Annotated in this window: 16 protein-coding genes; 1 reads left to right on the top strand and 15 read right to left on the bottom strand. The window is 73.3% G+C overall.

Annotated elements, in window-relative coordinates; all coding sequences use genetic code 11:
• Window positions 1-121 precede the first annotated feature (121 nt).
• The 14 genes from ddaH to ACFYST_RS36140 form a co-directional block, all read right to left on the bottom strand.
• A complete protein-coding gene (gene ddaH / locus ACFYST_RS36205; RefSeq protein WP_387868698.1) occupies window positions 122-934 on the bottom strand; it encodes a dimethylargininase in 813 nt (270 codons plus the stop codon).
• Window positions 935-1,006: 72 nt separating this feature from the next.
• On the bottom strand, window positions 1,007-2,359 hold the full coding sequence (locus ACFYST_RS36200; protein ID WP_387868696.1) for an FAD-binding oxidoreductase: 1,353 nt from the start codon (window positions 2,357-2,359) through the stop codon (window positions 1,007-1,009).
• Window positions 2,356-2,694 carry a hypothetical protein gene (locus ACFYST_RS36195; RefSeq protein WP_387645205.1) on the bottom strand — a complete coding sequence of 113 codons (339 nt, stop codon included), beginning with the start codon at window positions 2,692-2,694 and terminating at the stop codon, window positions 2,356-2,358. The genes ACFYST_RS36200 and ACFYST_RS36195 overlap by 4 nt, the downstream gene beginning before the upstream one ends.
• Entirely contained in the window at window positions 2,691-3,044 is a 354-nt protein-coding gene (locus ACFYST_RS36190) for a cupin domain-containing protein (RefSeq protein WP_387868693.1), read from the bottom strand. The genes ACFYST_RS36195 and ACFYST_RS36190 overlap by 4 nt, the downstream gene beginning before the upstream one ends.
• 41 nt (window positions 3,045-3,085) lie before the next feature.
• Window positions 3,086-3,766 carry a response regulator gene (locus tag ACFYST_RS36185; protein WP_387868691.1) on the bottom strand — a complete coding sequence of 227 codons (681 nt, stop codon included), beginning with the start codon at window positions 3,764-3,766 and terminating at the stop codon, window positions 3,086-3,088.
• Window positions 3,767-3,887: 121 nt separating this feature from the next.
• A complete protein-coding gene (gene tsrT, locus ACFYST_RS36180) occupies window positions 3,888-5,615 on the bottom strand; it encodes a tryptophan 2-C-methyltransferase (protein WP_387868689.1) in 1,728 nt (575 codons plus the stop codon).
• Between the two features lie 36 nt (window positions 5,616-5,651).
• Window positions 5,652-6,821 carry an acyl-CoA dehydrogenase family protein gene (locus tag ACFYST_RS36175; RefSeq protein ID WP_387868687.1) on the bottom strand — a complete coding sequence of 390 codons (1,170 nt, stop codon included), beginning with the start codon at window positions 6,819-6,821 and terminating at the stop codon, window positions 5,652-5,654.
• A gap of 28 nt (window positions 6,822-6,849) precedes the next feature.
• The gene (locus ACFYST_RS36170; protein WP_387868684.1) at window positions 6,850-8,055 is read right to left on the bottom strand and encodes an acyl-CoA dehydrogenase family protein; all 1,206 of its coding nucleotides are present in this window, start codon (window positions 8,053-8,055) and stop codon (window positions 6,850-6,852) included.
• On the bottom strand, window positions 8,052-9,380 hold the full coding sequence (locus ACFYST_RS36165; protein ID WP_387868682.1) for an ATP-grasp domain-containing protein: 1,329 nt from the start codon (window positions 9,378-9,380) through the stop codon (window positions 8,052-8,054). The genes ACFYST_RS36170 and ACFYST_RS36165 overlap by 4 nt, the downstream gene beginning before the upstream one ends.
• Window positions 9,377-10,666, bottom strand: coding sequence for an ATP-grasp domain-containing protein (locus ACFYST_RS36160; RefSeq protein ID WP_387868680.1), 1,290 nt, complete (start codon window positions 10,664-10,666; stop codon window positions 9,377-9,379). The genes ACFYST_RS36165 and ACFYST_RS36160 overlap by 4 nt, the downstream gene beginning before the upstream one ends.
• Window positions 10,663-11,931 (bottom strand): MFS transporter, encoded by a 1,269-nt coding sequence (locus tag ACFYST_RS36155; protein WP_387645226.1) that lies wholly within the window; start codon window positions 11,929-11,931, stop codon window positions 10,663-10,665. Before ACFYST_RS36155 ends, ACFYST_RS36160 begins: the two co-directional genes overlap by 4 nt.
• Entirely contained in the window at window positions 11,928-12,986 is a 1,059-nt protein-coding gene (locus ACFYST_RS36150; RefSeq protein ID WP_387868678.1) for an NAD(P)/FAD-dependent oxidoreductase, read from the bottom strand. Before ACFYST_RS36150 ends, ACFYST_RS36155 begins: the two co-directional genes overlap by 4 nt.
• Complete coding sequence (locus tag ACFYST_RS36145; protein ID WP_387868677.1) at window positions 12,983-14,542, bottom strand: class I tRNA ligase family protein; 1,560 nt, start codon at window positions 14,540-14,542, stop codon at window positions 12,983-12,985. Before ACFYST_RS36145 ends, ACFYST_RS36150 begins: the two co-directional genes overlap by 4 nt.
• Window positions 14,542-15,825: a lysine N(6)-hydroxylase/L-ornithine N(5)-oxygenase family protein gene (locus ACFYST_RS36140; protein WP_387645233.1), complete on the bottom strand. Its 1,284-nt coding sequence runs from the start codon at window positions 15,823-15,825 to the stop codon at window positions 14,542-14,544. The genes ACFYST_RS36145 and ACFYST_RS36140 overlap by 1 nt, the downstream gene beginning before the upstream one ends.
• Window positions 15,826-16,062: 237 nt before the next feature.
• Between ACFYST_RS36140 and ACFYST_RS36135 the strand changes: the two genes are divergently transcribed.
• Window positions 16,063-17,628, top strand: coding sequence for an alpha-amylase family glycosyl hydrolase (locus tag ACFYST_RS36135; RefSeq protein WP_387868675.1), 1,566 nt, complete (start codon window positions 16,063-16,065; stop codon window positions 17,626-17,628).
• A 5-nt stretch (window positions 17,629-17,633) separates the two neighbouring features.
• Here ACFYST_RS36135 and ACFYST_RS36130 read toward each other — a convergent pair whose 3' ends face one another.
• Window positions 17,634-18,671, bottom strand: a complete 1,038-nt coding sequence (locus ACFYST_RS36130) for an ArsR family transcriptional regulator (protein WP_387868674.1) — start codon at window positions 18,669-18,671, stop codon at window positions 17,634-17,636.
• Window positions 18,672-18,674: the final 3 nt, after the last annotated feature.

The following is an 18,674-nucleotide window of genomic DNA, read 5'->3' as shown; positions in this document are numbered from 1 at the left end:
CCGCCGCCCCTGAGGGCTCCGGTCCTCGCGGATCTCGAAGGTCATCGCGTCCCCTGAGCTGGGGTGTTGCAGCAACCACTAGAACCCAAGTTCGCGGAGCCGGGCCTTCGGGCGTCCGGGGTCAGTGGCGGAGTTCGAGGGTGCAGCACTTGACGGCGCCGCCGGCCCGGAGCAGTTCGGTGAGGTCGATGCCGATCGGGGTGAAGCCGCGGGCGCGCAGCTGCCCGGCGAGGCCGGTGGCGGCCTCGGGGAGGACGACGTTCGCGCCGTCCGAGACGGCGTTGAGGCCGAACACCCGGGCGTCCTCGGCGTCGGCCAGGATCGCGTCCGGGTAGAGGCGCTCCAGGACGGCCCGGGAGGCGGCGTCGAAGGCCGGCGGGTAGTACATGATCTCGTCGTCGTCGAGGACGGCGAGCGCGGTGTCCAGGTGGTAGTAGCGCGGGTCGACCAGCCGCAGGGTGACCACCTCGCGGCCGAGGAAGGCCGCGGCCTCGGCGTGTGCGGCGGGTTCGGTGCGGAAGCCGGTGCCGGCCAGGATGCGCCCGCCGGCCACCAGCAGGTCGCCCTCGCCCTCGTTGACCTGCTCGGCGTCCCGGACCTGCCAGCCGCCGCGCTCGCGGAACCAGTCGGCGTACGCCGGGCCCTCGGCGGTGCGCTCCGGGTACCGGAAGCGGGCGCCGAGCACCTTGCCGTCGACCGTGGTGGCGCCGTTGGCGGCGAACACCATGTCCGGCAGGCCGGCCAGGGGTTCGATCAACTCGACGGTGTGGCCGAGGCGTTGGAAGAGCGCGTACAGCTCGTCCCACTGGGCGAGGGCGGCGCCGGTGTCGGTGGGCTTGGCCGGGTCCATCCACGGGTTGATGGAGTAGTCGACGGTGAAGTGGGCGGGCCGGCACATCAGGTAGTGGCGCGGGCGGGCGGTTCGCGGCGACACGGTGGTGTCTCCTTCCGGGCGGAACGCGACGGCTGACGGTGAGTCAGTGGCGCGCGATCTGGTGGGGGAGGGTCAGCTGCCGATGGACTGCGGGAAGGCGAACAGCCCGCTCGGGTCGTGACGGTGCTTGATGGCGACCAGCCGAGGGTAGTTCGCACCGTAGTAGGCGGTCCGCCAGCCTCGCAGGTCCGGATCGGTGAAGTTCAGGTAGGCGCCGTCCGTCGTGTGCGCGGCGATCAGGTGATCGAATCCGGCCAGCCAGTCGAGCCGGCCGGCCGGGTCCTCGCCGGGCAGCCAGGAGGTGTCCAGGCTGACCAGGTACTGGGCGTCGCGGTGGACGAACGCGGTGGCCTGCGGGTCGACCCGGTTGATCGCGCCGCCCCAGCCGAACAGGGCGAGGCCGCAGCCGTCCGGGTTGCCGCTCGGCGGTGCGGCGGCGAGCAGGTCGAGCGCCGCCGCGACCGCCTCGGGCGGCAGCGGGTCGGTGGCGAAGTGGGTCCGGACGGCGAACGCCCCGCCGGCGGTCTCGTGCTGCAGGTACTCCATGGCGTCCCAGAAGTCCCGGTCGGCGATCTCGGCGCGCAGCGGCCGGCCGGCGGCGAGCGCCGGGGCGAGCACGTCGCGCAGTTCGGCGGCCGGGCCGAGGTGCAGGCCGACGGTGGAGACCAGGGTGCGGCCGCCGGACGTCGCGACGCCGAGCCGCAGCGAGGTCTCCTCCGGGGCGGTGCGCATCACCCGCTGGACGGCCTCGAACACGGCGGGCGCGTGCGGGGCCTCCCAGAGCAGCAGGCAGGTGGACGCGGCCGGGGCCTCGACGGCCTGGAAGGTCAGGTCGAGGTTGATCCCGAAGTTGCCTCCGCCGCCGCCCCGGCAGGCCCAGTACAGGTCCTCGTTCTCCTGCGCGTCGCAGCTCAGCACGGCGGCGGACGCGGTGGCCAGGGTGGTGGCGCGCAGTGTGTCGGCGGTCAGCCCGAGCCGGCGCGAGGTGGCGGCGGATCCGCCGCCGAGGGCGAGTCCGGCGATGCCGACGCCGGCGCCGTTGCCGAGCGGCAGGGCCAGCCCGTGCGGCCGCAGCGCGGCGTACAGCGCGCCGGTGAGGACGCCCCCGCCGACGACGACCCGCCCGGTCGCGGGATCGACGTCGATCGCGTCCAGCGCCCGCAGGTCCACCACCAGGCCGGAGTTGACGGAGTGCCCCGCGTACGAGTGCCCGCCCCCGCGCGGGACGATCGGCACCCCGCTCTCCCCCGCCCATTCGACGGCCCGCAGCACGTCCGCGGGACCGGCCGCCCGCAGGACGGCGGCGGGCGCCCGGTCCGCCCACCGTTCGTTGAACGCCGCCGACGACTCCCGGAACGCGCCGTCCCCGGGGTGCAGCAGCGGCCCGGCGGTGTGCTTGTCCAGCAGCGCCCAGTCGGGGGTCACGGGGCGACCTCTTCGATGGTGGAGGTGCCGGTGGTGGGGTGGGGGCCGTAGCGTTCCCAGGTTTCGTGCAGGCGGATACGGCCGTCGGGGGTGAGCGAGGGGGTGTTGCGGGTGTGGCCGCAGACGACTTCGCCGTCGGTGAGGACGAAGGTGTAGCCCATGGCGAGGGTGCCGTCGGGCTGGCGGGTGCCGGCGGTCCAGCCGCGCCGGATCGCGCCGCCGGCGATCTCGCCCCAGACCAGGTCGCCCTGCTGGTGGTAGACGGCGACGGTGCGGTGGTCGCCGTCGGGGGCGTGGAAGCGGCGTCCTTCGTAGTCGAGGTGGCGGGTGTTCATGCCTGCCACCAGATCGCGTAGTAGGCGAAGTCGGTGTCGTGCGGGTTGGCGACGGCGTGGTCGGTGTCGGCGGGCAGCAGGACGAGGTCGCCGGCGGCGATGGGGTGGCTCGCGCCGTCGGGGGTGCGGACTTCGCCGCGGCCGCTCATGCAGATGAACAGTTCGCGTTCGGCGTGCTGGTGGGTGTCGGTGAGGTCGCCGGGGCGCAGGACGCACCAGGCGCCGTGGAAGGGGGTGGTGAGGCCGTCCCAGGGGTGGAGGAGTCGAAGGTCGAGGCCGTGGGCGCGTTCGAGCTGCCGGTGTTCCTGGCGGCGGATCACCAGGCCGGGCGGTGGGCCGGTTTCGGGCATGGCGGACTCCGTTCGGAAGGGGCGGACGGTGGAGTGGGGTGTCAGCGGACGGCGGCGACCGCGTGGCCGAGGCCGGCGTCGCGGGCGAGCACCAGTGCCTGCGCGCGGTCGGCGACGCCGAGTTTGCCGAGGATGCCGGAGACCCGGTTGCTGACGGTTTTGGAGGCGAGGGCGAGTTCCCGGGCGATGGCGGTGTTGGAGCGGCCGGCGGCGAGGTGTTCGAGTACTTCGCGTTCGCGGTGGCTGAGCTGCGGGAACGGGTAGCTGCGGGTGCGCTGGCCGGTGCCGATCAGGGTGCCGAGGCGGGCGGCGATGGTGCGGTCGAGGATGGCTTCGCCGGCGCCGACGGCGAGGATGCCGCGGACGATCTGGTCGGCGGTGGCGCGTTTGACCAGGTAGCCGCGGGCGCCGGCGTGGAAGGCGGCGGCGACGGCCTTGTCGTCGTCGAGGGTACTGAAGACCAGGACGCCGGTCTCGGGGGTGAGTCGCAGGACCTGGCTGATCACCCGCACGCCGGCGCTCTCGTCCATCTGCGGGTCGAGGACGAGGACGTCGGGCCGGTGCCGGGAGGTGGCGGCGAGCACTTCGCCGGTGGTGCCGGCCTCGCCGACCACCGCCGCGCCCCCGGAGGCCTCGACCATGGAGCGGACGCCCTGCCGGACGGCGGGTTGCACGTCGGCGAGCAGCACGGTCGGTGGCACCGTACTCCCGTGCTGGTTCATCGTTCCCTCGCGGCGTGTGGGGGTGCGGCGGTGGTGCGGCGCTGCCGACCGTGATCACCGGCAGTGATGACTCCGCCACACCAGCATGGGCCGATCACTTCTCCGTCTCAAGTGCGCAATGTCATGCAGGAGTTGGCAGATGTGAGGGTTGAGAGGCCGCCTCCCGGGCTTTGCGCGTGATCTCCTCGCGGCCGCGCCAGTGCGACCAGAAGGCGCCGGTGTAGCCGAGGCCGCCGAGGCTGGTGAGGAAGGGGTTGTCGGCGTAGTTGTTGTCGTGCTCGCTCATGCCCTCGACGGTCGGCAGCATTACCCGGAAGTGGTCGGCGGGGTCGATCAGCGCCCACAGGTCGGTGACCGCGCTGTGCCAGCGCTCCGCCGGGTCGGCGGCGCGGGCCGGGTCGGACAGCAGGTCGGGCGAGAAGTAGCAGACCAGGCGGAAGTTGCCGTGCTCGTCGAACATGAACTGCCGTTCGTACTCGGCCGGGGAGGCGCACATCCGCAGCGGCTTGAGCACGATCGGGCCGTCGGCGGTGTTGGACTGCAGGCCCGGGACGGTGCGCACGCCCGCGCACCGTTCGGCCAGGTCGATGCCCATCGGGGTGTAGGGGAACAGCCGCAGGCCGAGCGAGAAGCCGGTGACGGTGGCGTCCAGCGCCATGAAGGCGTCCACGCAGGCGCGCACCGTCCCGGGGGTCTCGCCGGGCATGCCGAACAGCGCCTCGACCATGGTGAGGATGCCGCGTTCGTGGCAGAGCCGGACCAGCCGCTCGGTGTCGGCGAAGGTGTAGTAGGTGCCGCCCTTCTCGGTGACCTTCCAGCCGCTGAGCACCTCCGGCCGGATGTGGTCGCTGCCGACGTTGACGCCCCGGCAGCCGGCCGCGGCCAGCAGGTCGGCGAACTCCTCGTCGAACGGGCTGGGTTGGCAGTAGACCCAGAGCCGCAGGTCGTTCAGCGGGTTGCCGGGGTCGGCGTGCCGGCGGCGGACGATCTCCCGCAGCAGGTTCTTGGCGTGCGCGATCGACAGGTTGAACTCGCTGTCGGTGGTGTGCTGGTCGAGGATGCCCTGCGCGGCCAGCGACTCCATCTCGTCCACCACGGAGGCGAGTTCGCGCAGTCCGTAGCGGGTGCCCTTGGCGTCGGGTTCGACGCAGTGCGAACAGCGGTACGCGCAGCCGTTCTTGGTCAGGATCGAGCCGAGTCCGCCGCGCCGGTAGTACTCCAGGTTGTCCACCCGGTGCGGCAGGCCGGAGCGCCGCCGGTACACCGAGAGCCGGTCGACCTGCCACACCCGGGGCTCGAACCGGCCGGTGGGGTCGGCCGGTTGGGGCTCGCCGTGGCGGACGGTCAGCACCGCGGGCGGGACCCGGACGGCGCCGCGTTCGGTGTTGCGGATCAGGCCGACGATGCCGGAGGTGTCGCGGCCCTCGGCGACGGCCGCGGCGAGTTCGCAGAGGATCTTCTCGCCGGGGCCCTTCACCCCGTAGTCGATGCCGAAGTACTCGACCAGCGCGAACGGCATGGTGGAGAAGCCGATGCCGCCGCCGACGATCGGCGCGTCGCTGAGCCGGCGGATCTCGGTGATGATCTCCCGGTGCTCGCCGACGAACGGGCGCTGCTCGAAGGCGTACACGGTGTCGGTGTTGCGGACGGTCACGCCGACCAGCAGCGGGCTGCGTTCCGCGAAGTACTCGTGCAGGCAGGCCTTCCAGTCGTCGCGGCGGAAGGTCAGGTCGAGCACCTCGACCTCGAAACCGGCGTCCTCCAGTGCGGTGGTGAGGACGTCGAGGGCGTACGGTGCGATCGGTGGGTGCACCTTGTTCGGGTTGACCAGCAGGACGGGTCTGCTCATCGGGTTCCCCTTCCCTGGGAGGTGGGTGGCGGCCGGTCAGACCAGGCCGAGGCTGATGCCGAACTCGGGCGTGCCGCCCAGCAGGTACGCTCCGGCGGACTGCAGGATGCGGTCCTGGGCGACCAGGTGCTGGGCCATCACGGTGGTGTCGCGCAGCCAGCGGTCCATCGGCGAGCTGCGGTTGATCGCCCAGGTCTGCAGCAGGTCGTAGGTGCGGGCCACGATGGTCCGGGAGTTGCGGAAGGCGTGCAGCCAGGACAGCGGGGAGGCCGCGCGCTCGACGGGCGTGAGGTCGTCCAGCGTCCCGCCGGCCGCGAGCACCTCCCACTGGCGGCGCATCGATCCGTACACGCCCTCCCGGGTGGCGTTGAACTCGGCTTCCAGGCGGGCGATTTCGGTCTGCACCCGCCAGCTGTCGGCCCAACTGCGGCCGGCCATCCGGTCGTAGCGGGACGTGGCAATCTCCCGGGCGTGGTCGAGCGCGGCGCGGGCCACGCCGAGCGGGACGCCGCACATGGCGCGGGTGAAGGAGTCCGGCTGGGCGAGCGGGCCGGGGCGGCCCTGCGGGGCGGCGAAGGTGTAGGTGTGCTCCTCGGGGACGAACACGTCGGTCATCGTGTAGTCGCAACTTCCGCTGCCGCACAGGCCGGTGGTGTCCCAGTTGTCGATCACCTCGACCTGTTCGCGGCGCACCAGGAACTGCCGGGAGTCGTGCCGGTGCTTGCTGCCGGGCGCGGCCCAGGGCTCGCCGTCCTGGAACAGGAACGCGCCGGAGGTCACCCAGTCGGCGTGCTTGATGCCTGAGCCGAACGACCAGCGGCCGCTGAGCCGGAAGCCGCCGGGGACGCGCTCGGCCCGGCCGGCGGGCTGGAGCAGGCCGGCCACCACCAGGTCCAGGCGCGGGAAGACCTCCTTGGCGACCCGCTGGTCCAGGAAGTTCGCGTAGATGCCGGTGTTGGCGCCGATCACGGCGCACCAGGCGGCGGAGGCGTCGCCGTACGCCAGGGCCTCCACCACCTCGGTCTGTTCCATCGAGGTGAGTCCGGGGCCGCCCCACTCGGGGCCGAAGCACATGCCGAACACGCCGGTGGTGCGCAGCAGTTCGACCACCTCGGCGGGCAGCGTGCGGTTGGCCTCGATCTCCGGGGACTTCTCCCGCAGCGTCGGCGCCAACTCCCGGGCGCGGCGCAGGATCTCCGATGTCATCGCGTCACTTCTCCTTCCAGCAGGGGGGTCAGCGGTCCAGCCCGAGGCTGATCCGGAACATCGGGGGCCGGCCGAGCAGGTAGGCGCCGACCGACTCCAGTACGGCGTCCTGGGCGGTGAGGTTCTGGCACATCACGGCGGTGTCGCGCAGCCAGCGGTCCATCGGCGAGGAGCGGTTGATCGACCAGGTCTGGAGCAGGTCGTAGAGCCGGGTGACGACGGCCCGGGAGGCCCGGAAGGCGTGCAGCCAGGCGAGCGGGGAGGCGGCGCGCTCGGTCGGGGTGAGGTCGTCCAGGGTGCCGCCGGCCGCGAGCACCTCCCACTGGCGGCGCACCGCCCCGTACACGCCCTCCCGGGCGGCGTTGAACTCCGCTTCGCAGCGGGCGAGTTCGGTCTGCACCCGCCAGCTCTCCGCCCAACTGCGGCCGGCCATCCGGTCGTAGCGGTCGGTGGCGACCTCGCGGGCGTGGTCGAGGGCGGCCCGGGCCACGCCGAGCGGGACGCCGCACAGGGCGCGCATGAAGGAGTCCGGCTGGGCGAGCGGGCCGGGGGTGCCGCGGACCTCCCAGAAGGTGAAGGTGTGCTCGTCGGGGACGAACACGTCGGTCATCGTGTAGTCGCAACTGCCCGTCCCGCACAGGCCGGTGGTGTCCCAGTTGTCGACCACCTCGACCTCGGAACGGGGCACCAGGAACTGCCGGGAGTCGTGGGCGTGCGGGCTGCCGGGCTCGGCCCAGGGCTCGCCGTCCTGGAACAGGAAGGCCCCGGAGGTCACCCAGTCGCTGTGCCTGATGCCGGAGCCGAACGACCAGCGGCCGCTGAGCCGGAAGCCGCCCGGCACCCGCTCGGCCCGGCCGGCGGGGGCGAGCACCCCGGCGGTGATCAGGTCCAGGCTCGGGTACACGTCCTTGACCACCGACTGGTGGAGGAAGTTGGCGAGCAGCCCGCTGTTGGCGCCGATCACGCCGCACCAGGCGGCGGAGGCGTCGCCGTACGCCAGGGCCTCGACGACCGCCAGCTGTTCGGCCGAGGTGAGTTCGGGGCCGCCCCACTCGCGGGCGAAGCACATCCGGAACACGCCGGTGCCGCACAGCAGTTCGACCACCTCGGCGGGCAGCGTGCGGTTGGCCTCGATCTGCGGGGACTTCTCCCGCAGCACGGGGGCGATCTCCTTGGCCCGGCGCAGCACCTCGGCGGCGTCCTGGGGCGGGGCGTCCCAGCGCGCGGCGCTCACCGGTCCACGTCCAGCAGTCCGGCGGGCATCGTGAACGGGGCCTGCGGGTCGGCGGGTTCGACGTCGGAGGTGACCGTGCCGACCAGCGCGGCGGCGGCGTCCAGGCGCTGTTCGCACCCGGTGACGCTGTCGGCCTCGCAGATGACGAAGGAGTGCCGGGCCAGGTAGCCGCCGGGGGGCAGCCGCAGCACGGTGCCGGGCGGGGCCATCGGGGCGGCGTGCAGCAGGCCGGGCGCGTCGCCGGGTTGCGGGAGGGTCAACTCGTCGAGCCGGCAGTCCTGTTCGGGGCAGCCGAAGCGGATCCCGGCGACCGCGGCCCGGGTCGGGGCGATCTCCGGTCGGCGGCCGACGGCGACGTCGAACAGCACCTCGCCGGGCTCCAGTCCGGTGGCGATCCGGCCGAGCAGCGGGATCAGGTCGCCGCCGAGCCGGCCGTTCACCTCGACGATCAGCGGGCCGCGCGGGGTGAGTCGCAGCTCGGTGTGGGTGATGCCGTCCTCGACGCCGAGCGCCCGGTGCGCGTCGGCGAGCACGGCCAGCAGCTGCGGGTCGGCGAGCAGCGGGTCGGCGGCGTCGACGATGTGGCCGACCTCCTCGAAGTACGGCTCGTCGCTGCTGTACTTGCGGGCCAGGAACAGCGGCAGGTACTCGCCCTTGTGCACGGCGCCGTCGACGCTGATCTCCGGACCGCCCGCGTACTCCTCGACGATCACGCCGGCCCGGTACGGCCCGGGGTCGACCTCGCTGGCGGACAGCGCGGTCGCGAACGCCCCGTCCAGCTCGCCTTCGTCGGCGGCGAACACCACGCCGATGCTGGCGCCCATGGCGCGCGGCTTGAGGACGACCGGGTAGCCGATCCGTCCGGCGGCGGCGCGGGCCTCGGCGAGGTCGGCGGTGAGCGCGAAGCCGGGCTGGCGCAGGCCGGCGGCGGTGAGCACGACGCGGGTGCGCTCCTTGTCGCGCACGCCGCGCACGCCGCGCTCGGACAGGCCGGGGACGCCGAGTTCGGCGGCCAGCAGGCCGGCGTCCAGCACCAGCGGCTCGTCCCAGCAGAGCAGGCCGACGATGTGCTTGCGGGCGGCGATCTCCCGGACGGTGGCGTTCATGGTGGCGGTGTCGAAGACGTCGGCGACCACGATCTCGTCGAAGTGGTCGCGCTGCCAGGTCGGCCGCAGGTTGTTGACCAGCAGCAGTTCCAGCCCGGCGGCGCGGGCGCGGCGGCTCATCGGGCCGACCAGGTACTCGCGGTACTCCTTCAGTCCGCTGCCGATCACCAGCAGCGTGCCGGTGGCGGGCACCGGCTCTCCGTCGTGACTGTCCGTCATGTGCGGTCCTCCGTCCTTGCGTTGGGGTCGATCTCGAACCGGACCAGGGCGGCGGCCGCGTCGGCGAGCCGGCGGGCCTCGGCGGGGGTGTCGGCGAGGGTGGTGACGATGCCGACCCGGTCCCAGGAGCTGCGCAGTCCGGCGGCTCGGTGGCCGGGGGCGATGCCGACCACCGCGAGTTGCACGCCTCCGGCGGCGGCGGCCGCGTCCAGGCCGTGCACGGCGGTGACGGTGCCGGGCCGGTCGGGGGCCAGGAAGCGGGCGGCGGTGGCCCGTTCGGCCCGGTCGGGCAGCGGGCCGAGGGGCGCGCCGCTCATCAGGGCGAAGTAGGCGCGGGTGAGCTCGACGGGGTAGGCGGCCTCGATCAGGTCGGGGATCGAGTCGCCGGGCAGCCGCCCGGCGCACTCCACCAGCACCGGCGCGCCGTCCGCCACGATCCACTCGCAGTGCAGCATCCCGTCGCCGAAGCCGATCGCGGCGGCCAGCCGTTCGGTCTCGGCGACCAGTGACTTCCGCTGCCGGTCGTCGAGTTCGGCGGGGACGGTGTGCCCGGCCTCGATCGGGCAGGGGCCGGGGTAGAGCACCTTGCCGGTGGTGTTGGCGAACACCGGGCGGCCGTCGGACACCAGCATCTCGACGCTGAACTCCGGTCCGTCGACGTACTCTTCGGCGAGCATCACGGACACGATCGGCCGGTCCGGGACGAAGGCGCCCTCGTCCTGCGCCTGCCCGAACGCCCAGGCCTCCTCGGCCTCGTCGGGCGTGCGGAGCACCCGGGTGCCGACCGAGGCCTGCCGGCCCGCGGGCTTGAGCACCGCCGGTCCGGGGTGCCGGGCCATGAAGTCGGCCAGTTCGGCGGCGTCGGCGACCGGCTCGGAGGCCGGGTTGGCGATCCCGGCGGCGGCCGCGACGGTGCGCAACTGGTGCTTGTCGCGAAGCAGTTGCGCGGCTCCGAGGCTCGCGCCCGGCAGTCCGTAGCGCTCGGCCAGGCGGGCCGCGAACGGCACCGCGTACTCCACGGCGGGGATCACCGCGACCGGGTCGAGATCGGGGTGGGCGGCGAAGAAGGCGTCCGCCCGGCCCGGCAGGTGGTACTCCCATTCGATCAATTCGCGGGCGTAGCCGATGTGTTGGACGGCCTCGGCGAGGTCGCGCTTGCGGGCGACGTCCGGTTCCTCGACGTAGACCACCGAGTCGGCGGCCTGGAAGGCGGTGATGGCGGGCACCGCGAAGGCGACGTAGCCGACGATCAGCACCGGGCGCGGGCCGGCTGCCTTGCTGTTCATACGGTCTCTCCCACGGGGTCCGGGTCGGTGGTCCGCTCGGCGGCCCGATGCTGGGCCCGGTGCTTGATGCCGGTCACCGCGAGCACTCCGGCCAGGCCGTTGACCAGGGCCATCAGCACCCAGAACCCGGCGTGCAGGTGCGTCCAGGCCCACACGCCGAACAGCGGTCCGACCGCCGAGGCGAGCCCGGCCGCGGCCTGCATGGTGGCCAGGTAGCGGGCCTTCGAGGCGTCCGGGAAGGTCGCCGGGTGGGCGAACATGCTGGGCCCGGCGATCATCAGGCCGCTGACCGCGAGCACCGCGCCGAACAGCACGAACGCCCCGGAGTGCACGGCCAGGCCGTACGCGGCGAGCCCGATCGAGTTGACCAGGTGGCCGACGCCGACCGCCAGGTGGGTCGGGATCCGGGTGATGTAGGCGGTGATCTTCAACTCGCAGGTGATCAGCACCAGCGAGGAGGCGGTGAGCACCGCGCTGTAGAGCCAGGTCGGGTAGCCGTCGTGGACGATCTCCAGCGGCAGCGAGATGGAGGACTGTACGTAGGCGACCGTCCCCAGCACCACCGCGGCCAGGTACGCCAGGTACGCCCGGTCCCGCAGCATCGCCGCGTACGCCGCCCGGCCGGTGGAGCGCCGCTCGGCGGTCTCCTGCGGGGCGGCCTCCGGCACCGCGTGCCGGGGCAGCAGCCGGTAGGCGAGCGCCGCGTAGAGCAGGGTGGTGAAGCCGTCCACCCAGAACAGCAGGTCCCAGTCGAGCAGGATCACCCCGGCGGCGATCAGCGGGGCGAGCGCCGCTCCGGTGTTCAGCGCGATGCGCATCATGGAGAACGCCATCACGTGGTAGCGCTCCGGCATCAGGTCGCTGAGCAGCACCGAGGCGGCGGGCCGGTACGCCTGGGCGGACAGGCCGGCCAGCGCGATCGCCACCAGCAGCGCCGGGACCAGTCCGGGCCGGGCCAGCAGCGGCAGCACGGCGACCAGCGGCGCGGAGACGGCCATCGCCGCGACGATGGTGGTGCGGGCCCCGAGCCGCTGGGTGATCTCCCCGCCGAGGACGGTCCCGAACACCGTGCCCAGGCTGTACGCGCCGAGCGCGAAGCCCGCGGTGCCGTCGGACATTCCCTTGTGCGTCAGGTAGAGCACCAGGAAGGTCTGGACGAACGCGCCGAGCTGGTTGACCAGGACGCCGCCGAGCAGGTACCGGACGGTGGTCGGGGTGGCCCTGAGCGTGTCGAGGACGCCGATCGGTGGCTTGTCGTCGGTCATGCCGCCTCCTTCACTGCCGTGGCGATGCGTTCCGCGACCAGCGGAGCGGTGGAGAACCCGCTGCCGCCGCAGGCGGTGCGGGTCCACAGGCCCGGGGAGACCCGGGTGAGCTGCGGGCCGCCGGTGGCGGCGTCTGCGGTGTAGTGGCAGACCCGGACGCCGGCCACCCGGTAGCGGTCCAGGTCGGGCAGGATGCCCTCCTCGGCGAGCCGGTCCAGGTAGGGCCGCTGGTCCTCGCCGGCGCTGTCGGTGTCCGCGACGGGGCGGCACACCGAGTCGGAGCTGAGTTTGAGCAGGGTTCCGGCGCCGGGCGGCAGCACCCAGCCGCGGCCCTCGCGGCCGAGGCCGCCCGCGGCGGGCGCGTCGTCCCAGCGGTCGCCGCCGGCGGGCCGGCCGAGGTAGACCATGGTCTGCCGGTGCAGCACGACCCGGGTGGCCGTCAGTTTCCGGGTCCACGGCCCGCCGGCCAGCAGCGCCAGGTCGCCGCGGACCACTTCGCCGCTGTCCAGCACGATCCGTCCGGAGCCGGTGAACACCGAGCGGACGGTGGTGTGCGGGCGCAGCACCACCCCCGGCCGGGCGGCCAGCCAGCGGGCGGCGGCATGCAGCACCCGGTCGGCGAGCAGCACGCCGCCGGTGCGCTCGCGCAGTGCCACGGTGCCGGGCGGCAGTCCGAGCGGCGGGAGTTCGTGCTCGGCCGGCAGGTCGACGGGGACGCCGGCCTTGTCGGCCTCGGCGAGCAGCTCGTCGAGGCGGCCTTCGGGGTGGGCGGTGAGCGTGCCGACCCGGCGGTACAGCGGGGTGCCGAACAGCGCCTCCAGGTCTTCCCAGTGGCGGTGCGCGGCGAGCCGACGGGCGGTGCCGTCGGGGTCGCCGGGCAGCAGGGTGCGGATGGCGCGGTGCTGGTCGTGCGAGGTGGCGTCCGGGTTGGGCAGCGGGCCGCGCTCCAGCACGGTGACCCGGTGCCCGGCCCGGGCGCACGCGACGGCGGCGAGCAGGCCGGTGACGCCCGCGCCGACCACCACCACGTGCGCGGCGGCGCTGTCGGTGCTCACCGTCCGCCGCCGTGCGGCCGGGGCCGGACGCGGGTCGCCAGCCTGGGCAGCGGGCGGGGCAGGACGGTGGTGGCGGTCGGCTCGGCGGGGATGGCGCTGTCCGGCAGCCCTTCGGCGGCGAGGTCGACCAGCAGCGGGGCGGCGCAGCGCAGGAACAGGTCGAGTTCGTGCCAGAAGTCGCCGGCGTCCTGGTCGGTGACCTCCCAGCGGTCGAGCCGTCCGAGCTGTTCGGTGAGGGTGAAAGCGGCGGCGCTGAGGCTGAAGCGGCGCGGGCGCAGCGCGGCGGCGAAGCGTTCGGCGATCAGCGCGGCGGCGTGCCTGGAGCGGGCGCTGACGGGCAGCGGGCCGCGGTCGAGGTACGCCTCGGCCTTGGCGGCGACCCGGTTCCACGGTTCGACCAGGCGCTGTCCGCAGACCCGGTCCATGGCGGCGCGGGTGAAGTTGGTGCGCTGGAAGTCGGGTCCGGTGGCGGCCAGGTAGTAGCGGGCCAGGTCGCGCGGCACTTCGGCGGTCAGCTGCCGTCCGGTGACCACGTGGCCGCGGCTGGTGGAGAACTTGTCGCTGTCGAGTTCGTAGAACTCGTTGGTGACGAAGTGCGCGGGCAGGGCAAGTCCGCCGAGGGCCAGCAGCATGGCGGTGCCGGCCAGCGCGAACGCGAAGCTGGCGTCGGAGCCGAAGAAGTACACCACTTCGGGTCCGGCCTCGGCGGCCCAGTGCCGTTCCTCGTCGCCGGGGACTTCGCCGCGGGCCTCGGCGGCCAGCGCGATGGCGTGCAGGCTCCAGGCGACCGTCTCGGTGTCGGAGTACAGGACCTGGCCGGGGGTCTCCGGGAACGGGGCGGGGATGCCCCAGTCGATCGGCAGGGTGATCGGGTAGTCGGGCAGCCGGCGGGCCATCAACTCCTCGACGAGTTGGGCGAGTCGGGGCCGCATGGTGGGGGCAAGCCGGGCGAAGTAGGAGGCCAGGGCGGCCCGGTGCTCCTCCAGCGGCAGCACCAGGACGTCCTTCTCCCGTAGTTCGACCGGGAGTTCGGGGTGCCGGGTGGAGCGCGGGTCGAGCAGTTCGCCGGAGGCGATCCAGTGGCCGCAGTTCTCGCACAGCCCGGCGCAGCCCTCGGCCAGGCAGACCGGGCAGCCGCCGCGCACGTACGCGTCGGTGAGGTACTCGCCGGTCTCCGGCAGGTACGGGAACCTCACCTTGCGGAGCCTCAAGTGGCCTTCGCCGTGCAGCCGTTCGAAGAAGGTGCGGACGGTCTTCAGGTACCGCTCGTCGAACCGGACGAAGCCGTCGGGGACGATGCCGGCGGCGGCGAGGGTGGCCTCGACCTGCTCGGCGGCGCGCAGCCGCAGCTCCTCGGGCTGTTCGCCGAGCCGGCGGGCGGTGGTGACGATGTAGTTCTGGGTGAAGTGCACGCCGGTGCCGAACAGGGCGTCCCGGCCGGTGGCGCGGGCGTAGCGGGCGCACACGTCGGCGGAGAGGAACGGCCCGGCGAGGTGGCCCAGGTGCAGATCCCCGTTGGCGGTGGGGCCGGGGGCGATCACCAGCAGCGCGGCCATCAGCGCGCCGCCGCGGCGGAGTCGAGGCCGTGGCGGGCCAGCAGGTCGCCGGTGATGTCACGGGCCCGGTGGGCGAGCACGCTGATCAGCGAGTCGGCGATGCCGTGGGTGGCCTCGTTGACGCCCTGGAGGTACAGCGCGGCCTCGGTGCCGGCGCCCAGGTCGACCCGGTAGTCGCGGCTGACGGACACCTCGGGCAGCCCGGCCTTCTCGGTCAACTCCCGCACCAGGGCGGGCATCCGGCCGTCGTAGCCGGTGCCGAGCAGCACCAGGTCGCAGCGGTGCTCGGCAACCTTCCCGGTGCGCCGGTCGCGCAGGTCGAGCACCACCTCGCCGTCCTCCTCGCGGGCGGCGACCACCTCGGTCATCGACCGGACCTCGGCGCGGCCGGTGCCGATCATCCTCTCCCGGTACAGCATCATGTACAGCTCGTCCAGGAACGGCGGGGCGAGGCCCGCGTAGTTGGTCAGCCGCATCTCGTCGAGCACCTGGGCGCGCATCTCGGCCGGGGCGTCGTAGAACTCGTCCACGAAGGACGGGTAGAACAGCTCGTTGACGAACTTGCTGGTCTGGTAGTTCTGCAGGCCGATCGAGCGGACCAGCATGGTGACGGTGGAGTTCGGCAGGTTCTCGTACAGCGCCATGAACATCTCGGCGGCGGACTGCGCCCCGCCGATCACCACGGCGCGCAGCGGCGCGTCCTTGTCGACGGCGTTGATCCGGCTGCGGAACCGGGCGCTGTGGATGACCCGTTCGGCGGGCAGGTCGGCGAAGACCGGCGGGATGTGCATGTCTCGGCCGGCGCCGACCACCAGGTCGCGGCAGCGGATGGTGTCGCCGTCGGCGAGGGTGACCTGCCAGCCGATCAGCTTTCCGTCCGCGTCGTAGCGCGGCTCGGTGGCGGTGGCCCTGGCGTCGTAGCGGATCCGCACCTTCTCCAGCGAACGGGCCACCCACTGGAGGTAGTCGGAGAACTCCCAGCGGTGCGGGTGGAAGGTGCCCAGGTTGATGAACTGGTCCAACCGGTCGTGCTGGTGCAGGAAGTTGAGGAACGAGAACCGGCTGCGCGGGTCGCGCAGCGTCACCAGGTCCTTGAGGAAGGAAACCTGGCTGCGGGCCCACGGCATCAGCAGGTCGCGCTGCCACTTGATGTCCGGGGCCTGCTCCAACAGCAGGGTGCCTTCGGCCAGTTCGGCCGAACCGCTCTCCTCGATCGCGGCCGCGAGGGCCAGATTCGCCGGGCCGGCGCCGATCGCCAGTACGCCCACTTCCAGGTCAGCCATGCTCTCCCCTACGTGAACTCGGTGCTCTCCAGGGCCGGTTGTCACGCCGAGAAACCTAGGGAGCCCGCATTCCCACCAGGTAGGGCCGCGTTCCCGCCCGCGGGGGAATTTCCGGAACGGCCCGCCGACCCGACACACGAAGGTCGGGCACCGCCGTCCACCGTTTTCCCGGCCCCACGCCGGGCATGGCAGAGGAGAACGGCAGCACTGTGGCGGTCGGGACGGAAGGGGACGGGTGTGGGGACGGACTGGGTGCGCGGTGCGGTGCTGTACCAGATCTATCCGCAGAGTTTCGCGGACGGGAACGGCGACGGGATCGGGGACTTCGCGGGGCTGACGGAGCGGCTGGAGTACCTGCAGTGGCTCGGCGTGGACGCGGTGTGGCTGAACCCGTGCTTCGCCTCACCGTTCGGGGACGCCGGGTACGACGTCGCGGACTTCCTGACCACCGCGCCGCGGTACGGCGCGCCGGAGGATCTGGCGAAGTTCACGGACGCGGCCCGCCGAGCGGGGATCCGGGTGCTGCTGGACCTGGTGGCGGGCCACACCTCGGACCAGCACCCGTGGTTCGCTCGGTCGGCCGGCGACCCGGCCGACCACCGGTACATCTGGGCGGACCGTCCCGCGCCCGGGTTCGTGGCCTCGCCCGGGAGCCGGCCGGGCTGGTACAAGCCGAACTTCTTCGACTTCCAGCCCGCCCTCAACTTCGGCTACGCGCAACGGGATTCGACGGAGCCTTGGCGGCAGCCGGTGGACGCGGAGGGCCCGCGGGCGAACCGGGCGGCGCTGCGGGAGATCATGACGCACTGGTTCGGCCTGGGCGTGTCGGGCTTCCGGGTGGACATGGCGTCCTCGCTGGTGAAGGACGACCCCGGGTTCGTCGAGACCGGCAGGCTGTGGCGGGAGACCCGGGCCTGGATGGACGCCCACCACCCCGACCAGGTGATCCTCGCCGAGTGGGGCGACCCGGCGCGTTCGGTGCCCATGGGCTTCCACGGCGACTTCTTCCTCCAGTTCGGCGGCCCGGACGACGGAGCCGCGCTGCGTTCGCTGTGGGACAACGGCGCGGGCACCGTGCACGAGCACTGGCCGCGGCAGGACTGCTACTTCGACGCCGAGGGCCAGGGCTCGATGCAGCCGTTCGTCGCCGAGTGGGAGCGCACCGCGCAGGCCATGGACGGCCGGGGCTTCGCCTCGCTGCCGACCGCGAACCACGACTACTCGCGACTGGCCTGCGGCCCGCGCACCCGCGAGCAGTTGGCGGCGGCGTTCACCTTCCAGCTGACCTGGCCGACCGTCCCGGCGATCTACTACGGCGACGAGATCGGCATGCGCTTCGTGCCGGGCCTGCCGGACACCGAGGGCAGCGTGCTCGGCCCGCACTACAACCGGGCCGGCTGCCGCACCCCCATGCAGTGGGACGCGACGCCGGACGCCGGGTTCTCCACCGCGCCCGCCGAGCGCTTCTACCTGCCGCTGGACCCGGCGCCGGGCCGTCCGGACGTGGCGTCCCAGCGCGCCGACCAGTCCTCGCTGCTGCACCAGGTACGGCAGTTGATCGCGCTGCGCCGCGCGCACCCGGGCCTCGGGCCGGACGGGTCGGTCGAACTGCTGCACACCGGCTACCCGTTGGCGTACCTGCGCGACGGCCGCTACCTGGTGGTGGTCAACCCGCGCCGCACGCCCGCGCACCTGCCGGTGGAGCGGGAGCTGCCGGGGCGGTTGCTGTTCGGGCGGGGCGTGTCGCTGACGCACTCGGTGCTGCACGCGGACGGGTTCTCGTACGGCGTGTTCGGGCTCTGATCCAACTAGCGGTCGCCGCAGAGCAGTTCGGCCGCCGCCGTGCGCAGGTAGAGCACGGTGCGGCCGGTGCGGTGGCGGGCGGCGAGGCCGGCGTCGTGCAGGGCGTGCAGGTGGTGCGAGACGGTGGGGGCGGACAGGCCGGTGCGGGCGGCGAGTTCGGTGGTGGTGGCGGGGGCGTCGAGTTCGGCGAGCAGCTGGGCGCGGGCCCGGCCGAGGACTCGCGCCAGGCCCTCGGCCGTGCCGGTGGTGCCGGCCTCCCACAGCGTGGCGACGCCGCGCGGCGGGTAGACCAGGCCGGGCTGCCAGGGCGGGTTGAGCTGGGAGAACACGCCGGACCAGGCGAACACGGTGGGGACCAGCACGAGTCCGCGTTCGCCGTCCAGCCGCCGGTGCGCGTCGAAGTGGCGGTGGCCGATCCGCAGCAGGTCGCGCTCCCAACTCACCGACGGATGCAGGTCGGTGAACAGCCCGGCCGGTCCGCCGGCCGCCATCTGCCGGGCACGGCGCAGGATTTCGCCCTCGACGAGCCGGTCGATCCGGGCCTGGTGCGGCGCGATCGCGGCCTGCCAGTAGGCCCGCAGCTCGCTCACCAGCCGGGCCTTCCCGGTCTCCGGGTCGCGGGCCAACTCGGCGACCAGCGACGGCAGTTCGCCGTCCATCCGGGCGAGGTCGCGGCGGACGGCGGCGGGCTCCAGGGCGGCCAGGTCGGCCAGCTGCTCGCCCAGGGTGGGGCTGCTGCCGGCCGGCACGGGGGTGAGGAAGTCCGGCACGTACACGGCGGGCAGCCGGACCAGTTGGGAGAGTAACTCCCAGGAGACATCGGCCAGTTGTTTCCTGGCCTGCCGCACCCAGGGCAGGTGGACGGCGCGCCGGCCCGGGTCCTTGAGCACCTCGACGCTGGTGACGAGTTCACACAGCGGCGAGTGGGCGAACCTGGTGCGGGCCAGGTCCTGCGCGGAGAACTCCCAGGTCAGCAACGGCTCTTCCGACTTCTGCGCGGCGAGGATTCGACCAGGATCGAATTCCTGGGCGCGAGTGATCATCCC

Origin of the sequence: Kitasatospora sp. NPDC004614 (genome assembly GCF_042873675.1) — a bacterium.
In the GTDB taxonomy this organism is placed as follows: Bacteria; Actinomycetota; Actinomycetes; order Streptomycetales; family Streptomycetaceae; genus Kitasatospora.
This window is presented reverse-complemented; position numbering and strand designations above follow the sequence as displayed.

Coding starts and splice junctions, on each gene's coding strand:
- ACFYST_RS36175 (WP_387868687.1), bottom strand. CDS start 6,821: ATGACATCGGAGATCCTGCGCCGCGCCCGGGAGTTGGCGCCGACGCTG.
- ACFYST_RS36195 (WP_387645205.1), bottom strand. CDS start 2,694: ATGAACACCCGCCACCTCGACTACGAAGGACGCCGCTTCCACGCCCCC.
- ACFYST_RS36155 (WP_387645226.1), bottom strand. CDS start 11,931: ATGACCGACGACAAGCCACCGATCGGCGTCCTCGACACGCTCAGGGCC.
- ACFYST_RS36160 (WP_387868680.1), bottom strand. CDS start 10,666: ATGAACAGCAAGGCAGCCGGCCCGCGCCCGGTGCTGATCGTCGGCTAC.
- ACFYST_RS36140 (WP_387645233.1), bottom strand. CDS start 15,825: ATGGCTGACCTGGAAGTGGGCGTACTGGCGATCGGCGCCGGCCCGGCG.
- ACFYST_RS36130 (WP_387868674.1), bottom strand. CDS start 18,671: ATGATCACTCGCGCCCAGGAATTCGATCCTGGTCGAATCCTCGCCGCG.
- ACFYST_RS36145 (WP_387868677.1), bottom strand. CDS start 14,542: ATGGCCGCGCTGCTGGTGATCGCCCCCGGCCCCACCGCCAACGGGGAT.
- ACFYST_RS36190 (WP_387868693.1), bottom strand. CDS start 3,044: ATGCCCGAAACCGGCCCACCGCCCGGCCTGGTGATCCGCCGCCAGGAA.
- ACFYST_RS36185 (WP_387868691.1), bottom strand. CDS start 3,766: ATGAACCAGCACGGGAGTACGGTGCCACCGACCGTGCTGCTCGCCGAC.
- ACFYST_RS36165 (WP_387868682.1), bottom strand. CDS start 9,380: ATGACGGACAGTCACGACGGAGAGCCGGTGCCCGCCACCGGCACGCTG.
- tsrT (WP_387868689.1), bottom strand. CDS start 5,615: ATGAGCAGACCCGTCCTGCTGGTCAACCCGAACAAGGTGCACCCACCG.